This is a genomic window from Pseudomonas cremoricolorata, assembly GCF_000759535.1.
GTDB classification, from domain to species: Bacteria; Pseudomonadota; Gammaproteobacteria; order Pseudomonadales; family Pseudomonadaceae; genus Aquipseudomonas; species Aquipseudomonas cremoricolorata_A.
Genome location: NZ_CP009455.1, coordinates 2,892,749 through 2,907,417 on the forward strand (window position 1 = coordinate 2,892,749; position 14,669 = coordinate 2,907,417).

Consider the following 14,669-nt stretch of genomic DNA (forward strand, 5'->3'; position numbering starts at 1 on the left):
AATGATTTTTCTGGGAAAAGGACATGAAAGGGAATATCAAATTTTTCTATGGGCAAAGCTGGCTGAACCAGGTGCTGGCCGATGATGGATTCCACCGGGTATTGCGCGGACCAACCTCTGCACAGGCGATTGTCACGCCCAGGGCGGTATCGTTGCTGCAGTCGGATGTTCAGGGAACAGTTCTCGATCGCCGCGAATCGACGCCGGCAGCCACCTCAGCGTTCACAGCGTATGGGTTCAAGCCTGGGGCGCACGCTGCGGATATGCTCGCCTTCGTGGGTGAACGTTACGACGTCACGTCGGATGCCTATCTGTTGGGAAACGGCCATCGCCTGTATTCGCCACGACTGATGCGATTCCACAGCCCGGATACGTTGAGCCCGTTTGCTCGTGGTGGGCTGAATGCTTACAGCTACTGTGGGGCGGACCCGGTGAATCGGGTCGACCCCTCTGGGAAGTATTGGAGGGATGCTGTGGTCAGGCTGGTGATGGAACCGAAACTTGATATCCACCGCAGACTTGTTGCCGATCCGACAAAACGATTGAGTGGCGTTGCGTGGAGCTCGAAGCAAAAGATGTACGTACAGTTTGAGGCTACGATCAATCCTCAGGACCATCCGCGCAATCCAGGCAAGCCAGCGATCCTCGGAGAGCACCAGGTCAACGACATTGATAGCGGCAAATATTTTGTCAACACTAAAGAACAGGTTCTGATTTATGGCATCACGGATAAAAAGTCGATTGGACGGTCTCTCGTAAGTGGTGACGAACAAACCTGGGCCGAACATGGCTTCTGGGAAAGCGAGACCAATAGGTATCGAAACCACTTCATGGCAGACGGGAATTACTATTACCCTCCAGGCCACGTTGAACAAGGGCAGGAGGGGTTCGTGCGCGACTGGGAGCCACGCCTTGTTAAACCTGGCAGTGCCAACTCGGCAATTCGTAAGAGTTGATAGTTACTTCAGGATCGCTGCTCGTTCCGAGAGGCAAGCGTTAGCGCATAGGCGAGGGGTGGCATGCGTAATGAAAAAGTGCGAAGTCCTGAACGAGCGTTGCAACGGACTTGACCCGTCTAAGGAAACTCCGAACAAGTTGCTCATCAGCCGGAAGTGAGCGGTTGAGGGATGCCGAAAAGCCCGATTTTCAGTCGCTGATTATTGGAAAACCAAGGCATAGCCTTGGTTTTCTGCCCTCACGGGCGCATCTCTCCCGTAGCCGGCAATAATTGCCGGCGCACCATCCACAGATTCGACAGGGCAAACAGCGTGGTCAGTTGCGCCGTGTTCTTGGCCAAGCCACGGAAGCGGGTTTTCACATAGCCGAACTGACGCTTGATCACACGAAATGGATGTTCGACTTTCGCTCGCGTCTGCGCTTTGAGCTTCTCGATCTTGCGTCTGGCTTTGTAGAGCACGCTGCGTTTGCTCAAGTGCTTGTAGGTACTGCGGCGGGCTGCGACCTGCCAGATCACCGGCCGCCCTTCATGCTCCGGTCGCTTCTCCACGCCGGTATAACCCGCATCGGCACAGATAACATTTTCGTCGCCATGCAACAGGTGAGCGACCTCCGTTACATCGGCCACATTCGCCGCTGTACCGTGGACGTGGTGCACCAGGCCCGACTCAGCATCGGCACCGATATGCGCCTTCATGCCGAAGAAATACTGATTACCTTTCTTCGTCTGATGCATTTCAGGATCGCGCTTGCCATCCTTGTTCTTGGTCGAAGTGGGTGCGTGGATGATGGTCGCGTCGACAATGGTGCCCTGGCGCAACGACAAGCCTTTGTCTCGCAGGTAATTGTTGATGGTTTCCAGAATGCCCGCCGCCAACTGATGCTTTTCCAGCAGGTGTCGGAAATTCATGATCGTCGTGTCTTCGGGGATCGGAGCGCTGAGCGTCAGACGAGCAAACTGGCGCATCGAAGTGATCTCGTACAGCGCCTCTTCCATGGCTGGATCGCTCAACGAGAACCAGTTCTGCAGCAGGTGAATACGCAGCATGGTGTCTAGTGGATACGGCTTGCGGCCACCGCCAGCCTTCGGGTAATGCGGCTCGATCAACGCCACCAAACCGCTCCACGGCACCACCTGCTCCATCTCAGCCAGGAAACGCTCGCGACGGGTTTGCTTGCGCTTACCGGCGTACTCGAAATCGGAAAAGCTCATCTGACTCATGGGATGGCGGGCTTGTAGAAGGCAGTTGGACGAGGGGCTATTTCAGCACAGGTCAGATGGCCTGTGCTGACTTGATCGGAGAATCCCTAAGCGGGGCGCAACCTGCCTCGCAGCACACGCCCGCTGAGGTGCATCAACCAGCAACTGAGCACGAACGGGGCGGTCAATCCAGATACTGGCAGCAGGCTGAGCAGCGGCTGCAGCACTAGTGCCAAAGCGATTGCCAGCAGCGTCACCCGCGCCCGTTCCCCCTGGCGACTGAACGCCAGCGCAGCCAACGCCGCATTGAACCCATACAACCCCATCCAGGCCGCCTGCTCCTGACCCGCCAGCAGCGCCACGCCTGCGCCAATCGCTGAACTCAGCACCGCCCACATCGCCGCGTAGGGCTGGGCGAGGAACATTCCGACGATGATCAACAACCCCGCCAGCGGCCGATCGAGCAGAAAGATCTGCCCCACGCCGCGAGCCACGGCATGAGCAGGGTTCGCCTCGACTACAGCTGGCCCGCCCGAGCCCGGTTCGACCAGCGCCAGCACGCCCCAACCCAACAACACGAACGGCGCCGTATAAGCCACCAGTAGCTCGCCGCCGCGTTTGCGCCACTGGTGGGTGATGATGCTCGACAGGCCACCGGCGGCGATGATCAGCGGCGGCACGATGGCCGACCATGGCAGCACAGCGCTGATCAGAATGCCGATCAGCACGCCGTTGTAGCTGTACAGCCCAGCTTGACGGTCGGCGCGGTCGTAGCCGCGGCGCTGGGCGGTGAGCAGGCCGGCGAGGGCGCCGAGCAGGGCGCCGCCGACCAGGTGCGGATCGGTCAGCATAATGGCCAGCAGGCAGCACAGGCCGCACAGCGGGCTGCGCAACAGCAGCACCTGGCTGAAGCCGTTGAGCAGCGCCGTGGCCCAGTCGGGGCAAGGGACAGCAGAAGGTTGGCGGGGCATGGGGCAGTCTGTCAGGTGAGCAGGGAAGCGGTCGGCCTCTGTGGGCGACGGTTGTCCGCACGTGTCAGGTTCAAGCCACGGGTCGCCGGGCGACCCGCAGTGGTTACAGCAAGGTTTCCACCCGCAGCGTATTGGTCGTGCCTGGCTTGCCAAAAGGCACACCGGCAGTGATCAGCACGGTGTCACCGCGCTGCGCCATGCCTTGCGCCTGGGCGATCTCCAAGGCGGTCGAGCAGATTTCATCGACCTGGTGCAAGCGGTCGTTGACCACCGAGCGCACCCCCCACACCACACTCAGGCGCCGCGCGGTGATCAGATTTGGGGTCAAGTTGAGGATCGGCGCCCGCGGCCGCTCGCGGGCGGCGCGCAGGGTCGAGGCGCCGGACTCGCTGTAGTTGACCAGCACCGCCACCGGCAGAATGCCGCTGATACGCCGGATCGCACAGCTGATGGCGTCGCTGACGGTCGCCTCGGCCTTGGGTCTGCCGACGTCGAGTTGGGCCTGGTAGTCCGGGCCGTTTTCCACCTGGCGGATGATCTTGCTCATCATCTGCACCGCCTCGAGCGGGTAGTCGCCCGAGGCGGTCTCGGCCGACAGCATCAGCGTGTCGGCGCCCTCGGCCACGGCGTTGGCCACGTCGGTGACCTCGGCGCGGGTCGGGGTCGAGGCAAAGCGCATGGATTCGAGCATCTGCGTGGCCACCACCACCGGTTTGCCGAGCTGACGGCAGGTGGCGATGATGCGCTTCTGAATCTGCGGCACGCTTTCGGCCGGCACTTCGACGCCCAGGTCGCCGCGGGCGACCATGATCGCGTCGGCCTGCTCGGCGATGGCCTGCAGGTGTTCGACCGCCGAGGGCTTTTCGATTTTCGCCATCAGGTAGGCGCGGTCGCCGATCAGTTCTCGGGCTTCGAGGATGTCCTGCGGGCGCTGCACGAACGACAGCGCCACCCAGTCCACCCCCAGCTGCAGGCCAAAGGCCAGGTCGCGGCGATCCTTTTCGGTGAGCGGCGACAGCGCCAGCACCGCCTCGGGCACGTTGACCCCTTTGCGATCGGACAGCTCGCCGCCGTCCACGACCTCGGTGTCGATGGCCTCGGCATGGGTGGCCGTCACCCGCAGGCGCAGTTTGCCGTCGTCCAGCAACAGGTGCATGCCAGGGCGCAGGGCGGCGATGATTTCCGGGTGCGGCAGGTTGACCCGCTGGGCATCGCCCGGCGTCGGGTCGAGGTCCAGGCGCAGGGCCTGACCGCGGCGCAGTTCAACCTTGCCCGCTTCGAAGCGCCCGACCCGCAGTTTCGGCCCTTGCAAGTCCATGAGAATGCCCAGCGGGCAGTTCAACTGCTGCTCGACCTGACGAATCCAGTCGTAGCGCAGGGCATGATCGGCATGCTCGCCATGGCTGAAGTTGAGGCGGAACAGGTTGACCCCAGCCTCGGCCAGTTGCCGCACGTCATCGAGGCTGGCGGTGGCCGGGCCGAGGGTAGCGAGAATCTTGACCTTCTTGTCGATGTTCATGGATAGGGCTGCTCAAGGATGAGAATGGCGCGGAAGTCGTTGACGTTGGTGCGCGTCGGTTCGGTGACGATCAGGGCGTCGAGGGCCTGGAAATAGCCGTAGCCGTTGTTGTCATCCAGCTCGGCGCTGGCGCTCAGGCCCAAAGCGCTGGCGCGGGCATAGCTGTCTGGGGTCATCAGCGCGCCGGCGTTGTCTTCCGAGCCGTCGATGCCATCGGTGTCACCGGCCAGCGCATACACCCCCGGCAGGCCCTTGAGGCTGTCGGTCAGGCTCAGGAGAAACTCGGCATTGCGCCCGCCACGGCCGTTGCCGCGCACGGTGACGGTGGTTTCGCCGCCGGAGAGGATCACGCACGGTGGCTTGAGCGGCTGGCTGTGCTTGACGATCTGCCGGGCGATGCCGGCATGCACCTTGGCCACCTCGCGTGATTCGCCTTCCAGATCGCCCAGAATCAGCGCACTGAAGCCGGCCTGGCGCGCTTTCACGGCAGCGGCCTCGAGCGACTGCTGGGGTTTGGCAATCAGTTGGAAGTGACTGCGGCTGAGCATCGGATCGTCGGCCTTGAGGGTTTCCGAAGCCGGGTCGTTGAGCCAGTCGAGCACCGCCTGTGGCGCATCGATGGCATAGCGCTTGAGCACCGCCAGGGCATCGGTGCGGGTGCTGGGGTCGGCCACGGTCGGCCCTGAGGCGATCACCGTCGCAAGGTCGCCCGGCACATCGGAAATGGCGTAGGTGTACACCGTGGCTGGCCAGCAGGCCTTGGCCAGGCGCCCGCCCTTGATCGCCGAGAGGTGCTTGCGCACGCAGTTCATCTCGCCGATGGTCGCGCCGGACTTGAGCAGCGCCTTGTTCACCTGCTGTTTGTCGGCCAGGGTCAGCCCGGCGGCCGGCAGGGCCAGCAGCGCCGAGCCACCGCCCGAGAGCAGAAAGATCACCCGGTCGTCTTCGCTGAGGTTGCTGACCATCTCCAGCACCCGGCCGGCGACTTCCAGACCCGCCGCATCGGGCACCGGATGTGCCGCCTCGACCACCTCGATTTTCTGGCAACTGGCGCCGTGCCCGTAGCGCGTCACGACCAGCCCACTGACTTCGCCTTGCCAGTGTTGTTCCACCACTTCGGCCATGGCTGCAGCAGCCTTGCCCGCGCCGATGACGATGACACGACCACTGCGGTCGGCAGGCAGGTAGGGCTCGAGCACCTGACGCGGATGCGCGGCGGCGATGGCGGTGTCGAACAACGAGCGGAGCAGGGATTGTGGATCGACCGACATTGGGCCTCCTTTGGGGGGCAGCGGGCTGCCAGCTGCGAGCTGGAAGCTACAAGCTGCAAGTAAAAGCGGATGGGACAGGGAGCCACAAGTTTCTAGCGGCAAGCTGCAAGCAGTATTGGGTTGGGTTTCGCTTGCAGCTTGCAGCTTGCAGCTTGCAGCTCATAGCTTGCCGCTGGCGACCAGCGGCAACGCCGCTAGTCGCGTTCTCGAATCGAGAAATTGGCCATGTGCTCCAGGCCTTTGATCAGCGCCGAGTGGTCCCAGTTGCCGCCGCCCAGGGCTACGCAGGTGCTGAACACTTGCTGGGCATTGGAGGTGTTGGGCAGGTTGATGCCCAGTTCCTTGGCGCCTTGCAGGGCCAGGTTGAGGTCTTTCTGGTGCAGGTTGATCTTGAAGCCGGGGTCGAAGGTGCCGTTGATCATGCGCTCGGCATGCACTTCGAGAATCTTCGACGAGGCGAAGCCGCCCATCAGCGCCTCGCGCACCTTGGCTGGGTCGGCGCCGTTCTTCGCGGCGAACAGCAAGGCTTCGCCGACCGCCTGGATATTCAGCGCGACGATGATCTGGTTGGCGACCTTGGCGGTCTGCCCGGCGCCGCTGTCGCCGACCCGGGTGATGTTCTTGCCCATGCTCTGGAACAACGGCAGGGCGCGCTCGTAGGCCTCGGCGCTGCCGCCGACCATGATGCTCAGGGTCGCCGCCCTGGCGCCGACCTCACCCCCCGAAACCGGCGCATCGAGGTACTGGGCGCCGGTGCTGGCGATGCGTTCGGCGAAGGCCTTGGTGGCGGTGGGCGAGATCGAACTCATGTCGATCACCACCTTGTTCGCCGCCAAACCTTCGGCTACGCCATCGGCCTCGAACAGCACACTTTCGACCTGCGGCGTGTCGGGCACGATGACGATGATGAATTCGGCTTCCTGAGCCACTTCACGTGGGTTGCCCAGGGCCACCGCGCCGGCCTCGATCAGGTCGGCGGGGGCCTTGCTGTGGTGTTCGGAGACGAACAGGTCGTGGCCTGCCTTGAGCAGGTTGTGGGCCATGGGCTTGCCCATGATGCCGGTGCCGATGAAGCCGATCTTGGCCATGAGAAATTGCCTCTTGTAGTTATGAAAGTTGACGGCGAAGGGGGACGACGGCCGCTTCAGAGCACGTTGTAGGTTTTCAGCCAGCCCAGGCCTGCCTCAGTGGTGGTCAGTGGCTTGTATTCGGCGCCGACCCAGCCCTGGTAGCCGATGCGGTCGAGGTGCTGGAACAGGAAGTGGTAGTTGATCTCGCCGGTGCCGGGCTCGTTGCGCCCTGGGTTGTCGGCCAGTTGCACGTGGTGGATCAGCGCCAGATGCGTTTGCAGGCTGCGGGCGAGGTCACCTTCCATGATTTGCATGTGGTAGATGTCGTACTGCAGGAACAGGTTGTCACTGCCGACTTCAGCGTGAATATCCAGTGCCTGTGCCGTGGTGTTCAGGTAAAAATCCGGGATGTCACGGGTGTTGATCATCTCCATGACCAAGCGAATGCCGGCCGCCTTGAGCCGCTCGGCGGCAAAGCGCAGGTTGTCGACGAAGGTGCGTCGCACCTGCTCATCGCTCAGCCCTTGCGGACGGATGCCGGCCAGGCAGTTGACCTGGGTGTTGCCCAGCACCTGGGCATAGTCGATGGCACGCTCGACGCCGGCGCGAAACTCTTTGACCCGCTCGGAGTGGCAGGCGATGCCGCGCTCGCCCTGGGCCCAGTTGCCGGCCGGCAGGTTGAACAGCACTTGGGTCAGGCCGTGGGTATCGAGCTGCTGGCGAATCTCGGCGGCGTCGAAGTCGTACGGGAAGAGGTATTCGACGCCGCTGAAGCCGGCGTCAGCGGCGGCTTTGAAACGGGCAAGGAAATCCTGTTCGGTGAACAGCATGGACAGGTTGGCGGCAAGGCGCGGCATGGTCGGTCTCCTGATGGATGGCTCACCCGGCGCGCGCTGCGAAGGCGCCGGGGGGAGGGTTCAGTCGAGCAGCGAGATGGCGGTGGGGGCGTCGTTGCCCACCAGGGCCAGGTCTTCGAATTCATTCACCGCGTCGATCTCGGTGCCCATGGAAATGTTGGTCACACGCTCCAGTATCACCTCCACGACCACCGGCACGCGCAACTCGGCGGCCATTTTTTGTGCCTTGAGCAGCGCGGGGCCAATCTCGCTCGGCTCGAACACGCGCAGCGCCTTGCAGCCCAGGCCCTCGACCACGGCCACATGGTCGACGCCATAGCTGGCGGTATCGCTGGCGTTGATGTTCTCGAAGGCCAGTTGCACACAGTAGTCCATGTCGAAGCCGCGCTGGGCTTGGCGGATCAGGCCGAGGTAGGCGTTGTTCACCAGCACATGGACGTAGGGCAGGTTGAACTGCGCGCCCACCGCCAGTTCCTCGATCATGAACTGGAAGTCGTAGTCGCCGGACAACGCCACCACTTGACGGCTGGGGTCGGCCTTGACCACGCCCAGGGCAGCGGGGATGGTCCAGCCGAGCGGGCCGGCCTGGCCGCAGTTGATCCAGTGCCGCGGCTTGTACACATGCAGGAACTGCGCGCCGGCGATCTGCGACAGGCCGATGGTGCTGATGTAGCAGGTGTCCTTGCCGAACACCTTGTTCATTTCCTGATAGACCCGCTGCGGCTTGACCGGCACCTGGTCGAAATGGGTCTTGCGTTGCAAGGTGGCCTTGCGCTGCTGACACTGCTTGAGCCAGGCGCTGTGGTCCTTGAGCTTGCCGGCGGCGTGCCATTCTTCAGCCACTTCGATGAACGCCGCCAGGGCGCTGCCGGCATCGGACACGATGCCCAGGTCGGGCGTGAACACGCGGCCGATCTGTGTCGGTTCGATGTCGACGTGGATGAAGCGCCGGCCTTGGGTGTAGACGTCCACGGAGCCGGTGTGGCGGTTGGCCCAGCGGTTGCCGATGCCGAACACCAGGTCGGAGGCCAGCAGGTTGGCGTTGCCATAACGGTGGGAGGTCTGCAGGCCGACCATACCGGCCATCAGCGGGTGGTCATCAGGCAACGTGCCCCAGCCCATCAAGGTGGGAATCACCGGCACCCCGACCAGTTCTGCAAAGGCCTGCAACTGCGCGCTGGCATCGGCGTTGATGATGCCGCCGCCGGCCACCAGCAGCGGCCGTTCGGCCTGATTGAGCAGGGCCAGGGCCTTTTCCGCCTGCACGCGGGTGGCGGCCGGCTTGTGCACCGGCAGCGGCTCGTAGGCCTCGATGTCGAACTCGATCTCGGCCATCTGCACGTCGAATGGCAGGTCGATCAGCACGGGCCCCGGGCGGCCGCTGCGCATTTCATAAAACGCTTTCTGGAAGGCGTAAGGCACCTGGCCGGGTTCCAGCACGGTGGTGGCCCATTTGGTCACCGGCTTGACGATGCTGGTGATGTCGACCGCCTGGAAGTCTTCCTTGTGCAGACGGGCCCGCGGCGCCTGGCCGGTGATGCACAGAATGGGGATGGAGTCGGCCGAGGCGCTGTACAGCCCGGTGACCATGTCGGTGCCGGCCGGGCCAGAGGTGCCGATGCACACGCCGATATTGCCCGGGTTGGCGCGGGTATAGCCTTCGGCCATGTGCGAGGCGCCTTCGACATGGCGCGCGAGGACGTGATCGATGCCGCCAGCCTTTTTCAAGGCCGAGTACAGCGGGTTGATGGCCGCCCCAGGAATGCCGAATGCGGTGGTCACCCCTTCACGGCGCATGACCAGCACGGCCGCATCGATTGCTCTCATTTTGCTCATGACTTGTGCCTCATTGATATTGTAATTGTATACAACTTTGCCTGAGGCCGAGTTTATTCACCCTTTCTCGTTGAGGTCAATCCCTTTCGCGAGATGGCTAGATGAAGGGTCAGAATGGCAGATGACAGGCTTTTTGAAGAGATTTAAGACGATCGTTTGAAAATGTTGTATACAATAAATCAATTTAGTGTGCTCTATTTGTGAGGCCTTTTTCTATTCATCGGCTCTCGTAGAACAATAAGAGGACACAGCCATGACCCCTTTGACTCTCAAGTCGGCCGTGAGTCTGGTCGACGCCGCATTAAGCGCAGGCCACACCATCGAGGCGGCGCCGCTGACGGTTGCGGTGCTCGATGCGGGCGGCCATCTCCTGGCCTTGCAGCGCGAAGACGGCGCCAGCCTGATTCGTCCGGACATCGCCATCGGCAAAGCCTGGGGCGCCATCGCCCTGGGCAAGGGTTCGCGCCTGCTGGCGCTGGATGCGCAACAACGCCCGGCCTTCTTCGCCGCCCTCAACGGCCTGGGCGAGCGGCCGGTGGTGCCGGTGCCGGGCGGTGTGCTGATTCGCGATGGCGAGGGCCACGTGCTGGGCGCGGTGGGCATCAGTGGCGACACCTCGGACATCGATGAACAGTGCGCCATCAGCGCAATCGAAGCGGCGGGGCTACGGGCCGATGCGGGCGTGGCGGTTTAGCCAGGCGGGCCGATTGCTTCAGGCCGGCTCCGGCTCACAGCCCTTGAGCACCAGGCGAATGATGGTCTGGGCGGCGGCGTCGTAGTCGCTGTCGGCGAGCTTGGCCTTGCCGGTGATGGCGGAAATCTGCCAGTCGAAATCGGCGTAGGTCTGGGTCGCTGCCCAGATGCTGAACATCAGGTGGTGGGGGTCGATCGGGGCGATCAGCCCGCGCTCGACCCACTGGCCGATGCAGGCGATGTTGTGTTGCGCCTGGGCGTTCAACTGCTCGACCTGAGCGGCAGAAAGATGCGGCGCGCCGTGCATGATCTCGCTGGCGAACACCTTGGAGGCGTGCGGCAGGTCGCGGGAAATGCGGATTTTCGAACGGATATAGCCGCTCAGCACTTCGCGCGGATCACCCTCGGCATTGAACGGCGTCGAGGCCTGCATGATCGGCGCGATGATGCTTTCCAGTACCTCGCGGTAGAGGTTTTCCTTCGATTTGAAGTAGTAGTAGACGTTGGGCTTGGGCAGCCCGGCCTTGGCCGCGATGTCACTGGTTTTAGTCGCCGCGAAGCCCTTGTCGGCAAATTCCTCGCTGGCTGCGCGCAGGATCAGCTCCTTGTTGCGCTCGCGAATGGTGCTCATGGTCGGGCATCGTCCTGTGTCTGGCCGCGGCTGCGGAAGGCCCGCGATGGTAGCACCGTGCTCGAACGGCGCTCAAGGCAGGGCCTTTGCGCGGCAATTCACGACAGAACTCCTCTGTCGACGATGGGTCTGTAAGTCACTGTTTCACCCTTGGCGCAACCCTGTGCCAGACCGGGTGAATGACCAGCATCGACCCAGGGTGAACGAACATGGCGGGCAGCAGTTTTTTTGCATTGTTGGATGACATCGCCGCGTTGCTGGACGACATCTCGTTGATGAGCAAGGTGGCGGCGAAGAAATCCGCCAGCGTGTTGAGCGACGACCTGGCAGTGAACGCCGAGCAGGTCACCGGCATGAAGGCCGACCGTGAGTTGCCGGTGGTGTGGGCGGTGTTCAAAGGATCGCTGAAGAACAAGGCGATTCTGGTGCCCTGTGCGCTGATCCTCAGCGCCGTGCTGCCGGCGGCGGTCAAATGGCTGCTGATGGCAGGCGGCATCTACCTCTGCTATGAGGGCTTCGAGGCGATCAAGGACAAGTTCTCGCGCAACAAGGATAGCGAGCAGAACACGGAAAAAAAAGCCGCGCCCAAGACCCCCGAAGCGCTGGCCGCCTATGAGAAGCGCAAGATCAAGGGCGCGATCAAGACCGACTTCATCCTCAGCGCCGAGATCATCGTCATCACCCTCAATGTGGTGGCCGAGGCGCCGCTGTATCAGCAGATCATCACCCTGGCGCTGATTGCGGTGCTGATGACGGTGGGCGTATATGGCCTGGTGGCCGGCATCGTGCGCCTCGATGACGCAGGCTTCGCCCTGGCCAAGACCCAGGCGCAAGGATTGTGGGGGCGCATGACTCGTTCGTTCGGCAAGGGGCTGGTGGCAGCGGCGCCGATCTTGATGAAGGCGCTGTCGTGGATCGGCACGCTGGCGATGTTCCTGGTCGGCGGCACGTTCGTCGCCGAGGGCATCGCGCCGTTGGAACACGCCGTCGAAGCGCTGGTGGCCGATACCGCAGGATGGGGTCCGGTGGTCAAGCTAGGCCTGTTCGGCGTGATCGGTGCAGTGGCAGGCTTTGTCACCGCGCTGCTGGTCGGCGGCTTTGGCTGGGTGCGTGGGCGCCTGGGCAGCGCCGAGTAGCGGGCGCCGGTGGCCTGGCCTGGTAAAGCCCAGGCCGTGCCGCGGCGTACCCTTAGAAGTGCACCTTGACCAGGAAACTTGCGGTGTTCTGGTTGGTGTTGAAGCCTGAAGAACTCTCGATGCCGTACTTGTTTTTCCAGTAGTCGTATTCGAAGCCGACGTACAGCTGCTTCTCGCCCAGCTTCAGCGCTTTGCCCAGGTCGTACTTGACCTGCGGGTTGAAGTGCAGGTTGGCGTGGTAGGTGCCGCGGCGGTTTTCATCGTTGTCGACCACCCAGTCCATGTAGCCGTCGATCAGCACATCGGAGTCGCCCAGCGGCAGGGTATAGGCCCATACCGGAGTGATCTGCCAGACGTTGTCGCCCGGGCGGCTGCCGTCGGTGGTGCGCTGGTAGAAGTTGAGCTGGAAGTAGTCGAAGCCTGGTACGTCGAGGTCGAATCCTGGGCCGATCAGGTAGCTGTCGGCATCGCCTTCGCCGAACTCGTAGGTCAGTGCCAGCAGCACGTCCTTGATCGGGCCGAACGACAGGTTCTGGTCGAAGATCTTGCCGAACGACAGGCGCGGGGTGAACTCGCCGTAGTAGGTGTCGCCACCGTTGCGCGCGTCTTTCTTGCCCTGATAACCGATGCGGTCGATGAACAGGAAGTTGTCGCCGTACTTCCAGCCGTCGGCGTGCTCGAAGGTGAAGGTCTGTTGGGTCGGCGGGTTGACCTTGAAGTTCTTGCCCCACAGATAGGTCAGGCTGTTGCTCTGCCATTGCAGCAGGTCGCCGGCATGGGCGCTGCCGCAGGCCAGCAGGCCGGTGGCAAGAATCAGGCTGTTGAAAGTACGCATGGTGAAAGTCGCTCCTGTCGGTTCAGTGTCGGCGCTCGTGGGTGGCGCCGTTATCGTTGTGCAAGGTCGTGCCGAGGGACTGGGACGGGCCGCGCTGTGGTCGGCAGCGCATACCCTGAAACGTCGTTGAAACGACGCTAAACCCCCGATTTCATTGACTTTAAAGTCAGCAAAAACCCTCTGCGCGGCCTGTTGCATGGGCAAAAAGGCGCGCAGGTTACTGGGTTGTGGGGTGGGTCTCAAGCGCGGCAGCGCGCGGCGGCAAGCAGCGGCCAGCTACGAGCGGCAAGCGGCAAGAAAAAGCAGCGTGCGCGCCCGTCCTGGAGCTTGCCGCAGCCTCGCTAGTCGAGGGGCGCGCCCTTGGCGATCCAGTCGCCGACCAGCTTGCGTTCGTCGTTGGTCATCTGGGTGATGTTGCCCAGCGGCATGATCTGGCTGGCCACGGCCTGGGCCTGGATGCGCGCAGCCTGGGCATGCATCTGCTCTGGGGTGTCGAACAGCACGCCGCCCGGGGCGGTGCTGAACAGCGGGCTGGTGGGGGTGGCCGAATGGCACACGGTGCAGCGTTGCTGGATAACCTCGTGAACCTGGGTGAAGGCCTCGGCGCTTGCCGGTGTGCGGGCGTCTGCCGGGGCCTGGGGCGGTGCAGCCGCTGCTTGTGCAGCCTGCTCGGCGCGATGCTCGGCGGCGCTCTTGCCGCCCACGGCGGTGGCAGGCAGCGGCTGGTAGCGAATCTGGCCAGCAGCCTGATCGGCTGCAGTGGGCAGCGGCTTGGGACCTGTGACATAGGCCAGGCAGATCATCGCCAGGGCGCCGGCAGGCAGAGTCCAGGCGTACTTGTTGCTGGCGTGGCGGGTGTTGAAGTAGTGGCGAATCAGCACGGCGGCGACGGCGATGCCGGCCAGGATCAGCCAGTTGTACTGGCTGCCGTAGGTGCTGGGGAAGTGGTTGCTGATCATGATGAACAGCACCGGCAGGGTGAAGTAGTTGTTGTGCCGCGAGCGCAGCAGGCCCTTGGCCGGCAGCAGCGGGTCGGGCGTCTTGTTTTCGGCGATGGCGGCGACCAGCTGGCGCTGCGCCGGCATGATGATGCGGAACACGTTGCCGACCATGATGGTGCCGATGATCGCCCCCGTGTGCAGGTACGCGCCGCGGCCACTGAACACCAGGCTGAAACCCCAGCAGGCAGCGATGATCAGCACGAACAGCACCGCACCGAGCAGCATCGGCCGTTTACCCAGTGGCGAGTCGCAGAGCAGGTCGTAGATGAACCAGCCGGCGATCAGCGAGCCGATGCCGATGGCCACGCCTTCAGTGCCCGACAGTGTGCTGCCCGGTGCCAGCAGGTACAGGGTCGGGTTCCAGTAGAACACCACGCAGAGCAGGGCGATGCCTGACATCCAGGTGAAATAGGCTTCCCATTTGAACCAGTGCAGGTTCTCGGGCATCTGCGGCGGCGCCAGCTTGTACTTTTCCAGGTGATAGATACCGCCACCGTGGATCGCCCATAAATCGCCCGACAGTCCTTCGCGGGGTTGCCTGCGGTCGAGGTTGTTTTCCAGCCAGACAAAATAGAACGACGCGCCGATCCAGGCCACGCCGGTGATCATGTGCACCCAGCGGATGCTCAGGTTCAGCCACTCGTGAAGGTGTGCTTCCACAGTTCGTACCTTTCGCCGGCCACCGTGCCGA

General features: G+C 63.0%; 13 protein-coding genes. 3 read left to right on the forward strand and 10 right to left on the reverse strand.

The annotated features are described in order from the left end of the window. The first annotated feature begins 23 nt into the window (after nucleotides 1–23). Complete coding sequence (locus LK03_RS21585; RefSeq protein ID WP_049870484.1) at nucleotides 24–956, forward strand: RHS repeat-associated core domain-containing protein; 933 nt, start codon at nucleotides 24–26, stop codon at nucleotides 954–956. Nucleotides 957–1,195: 239 nt separating this feature from the next. Here LK03_RS21585 and LK03_RS12815 read toward each other — a convergent pair whose 3' ends face one another. From LK03_RS12815 to gcl, 7 genes are all read right to left on the reverse strand, one after another. After that, nucleotides 1,196–2,179 carry an IS5 family transposase gene (locus tag LK03_RS12815; protein WP_081951595.1) on the reverse strand — a complete coding sequence of 328 codons (984 nt, stop codon included), beginning with the start codon at nucleotides 2,177–2,179 and terminating at the stop codon, nucleotides 1,196–1,198. An 86-nt stretch (nucleotides 2,180–2,265) separates the two neighbouring features. Continuing rightward, nucleotides 2,266–3,129 (reverse strand): urea transporter, encoded by an 864-nt coding sequence (locus LK03_RS12820; protein WP_038412765.1) that lies wholly within the window; start codon nucleotides 3,127–3,129, stop codon nucleotides 2,266–2,268. Between the two features lie 103 nt (nucleotides 3,130–3,232). Next, on the reverse strand, nucleotides 3,233–4,648 hold the full coding sequence (pyk, locus tag LK03_RS12825) for a pyruvate kinase (protein ID WP_038412766.1): 1,416 nt from the start codon (nucleotides 4,646–4,648) through the stop codon (nucleotides 3,233–3,235). Further along, nucleotides 4,645–5,919 carry a glycerate kinase type-2 family protein gene (locus LK03_RS12830; protein ID WP_038412767.1) on the reverse strand — a complete coding sequence of 425 codons (1,275 nt, stop codon included), beginning with the start codon at nucleotides 5,917–5,919 and terminating at the stop codon, nucleotides 4,645–4,647. Before LK03_RS12830 ends, pyk begins: the two co-directional genes overlap by 4 nt. A gap of 194 nt (nucleotides 5,920–6,113) precedes the next feature. Beyond that, the gene (locus LK03_RS12835) at nucleotides 6,114–7,007 is read right to left on the reverse strand and encodes a 2-hydroxy-3-oxopropionate reductase (protein WP_038412768.1); all 894 of its coding nucleotides are present in this window, start codon (nucleotides 7,005–7,007) and stop codon (nucleotides 6,114–6,116) included. A 56-nt stretch (nucleotides 7,008–7,063) separates the two neighbouring features. Beyond that, nucleotides 7,064–7,846 carry a hydroxypyruvate isomerase gene (gene hyi / locus LK03_RS12840; protein ID WP_038412769.1) on the reverse strand — a complete coding sequence of 261 codons (783 nt, stop codon included), beginning with the start codon at nucleotides 7,844–7,846 and terminating at the stop codon, nucleotides 7,064–7,066. A 60-nt stretch (nucleotides 7,847–7,906) separates the two neighbouring features. Next, on the reverse strand, nucleotides 7,907–9,682 hold the full coding sequence (gene gcl, locus LK03_RS12845; protein ID WP_028694458.1) for a glyoxylate carboligase: 1,776 nt from the start codon (nucleotides 9,680–9,682) through the stop codon (nucleotides 7,907–7,909). Between the two features lie 253 nt (nucleotides 9,683–9,935). Here gcl and LK03_RS12850 point away from each other — a divergent pair, with 253 nt between their 5' ends. After that, the gene (locus tag LK03_RS12850; protein ID WP_038412770.1) at nucleotides 9,936–10,376 is read left to right on the forward strand and encodes a GlcG/HbpS family heme-binding protein; all 441 of its coding nucleotides are present in this window, start codon (nucleotides 9,936–9,938) and stop codon (nucleotides 10,374–10,376) included. Between the two features lie 18 nt (nucleotides 10,377–10,394). Here the strand turns inward: LK03_RS12850 and LK03_RS12855 are convergent, their stop codons facing one another. After that, on the reverse strand, nucleotides 10,395–11,006 hold the full coding sequence (locus LK03_RS12855) for a TetR/AcrR family transcriptional regulator (protein ID WP_038412771.1): 612 nt from the start codon (nucleotides 11,004–11,006) through the stop codon (nucleotides 10,395–10,397). A 209-nt stretch (nucleotides 11,007–11,215) separates the two neighbouring features. Here LK03_RS12855 and LK03_RS12860 point away from each other — a divergent pair, with 209 nt between their 5' ends. Beyond that, a complete protein-coding gene (locus LK03_RS12860) occupies nucleotides 11,216–12,142 on the forward strand; it encodes a DUF808 domain-containing protein (protein WP_038412772.1) in 927 nt (308 codons plus the stop codon). A 52-nt stretch (nucleotides 12,143–12,194) separates the two neighbouring features. On the opposite strand, the gene LK03_RS12865 is transcribed toward LK03_RS12860, so the two are convergent. Together LK03_RS12865 and LK03_RS12870 are read right to left on the reverse strand one after the other, a co-directional pair. Further along, a complete protein-coding gene (locus LK03_RS12865) occupies nucleotides 12,195–12,977 on the reverse strand; it encodes an outer membrane protein OmpK (protein WP_038412773.1) in 783 nt (260 codons plus the stop codon). Nucleotides 12,978–13,318: 341 nt separating this feature from the next. After that, nucleotides 13,319–14,638, reverse strand: coding sequence for a urate hydroxylase PuuD (locus LK03_RS12870; protein WP_038412774.1), 1,320 nt, complete (start codon nucleotides 14,636–14,638; stop codon nucleotides 13,319–13,321). Between the last annotated feature and the right edge of the window lie 31 nt (nucleotides 14,639–14,669).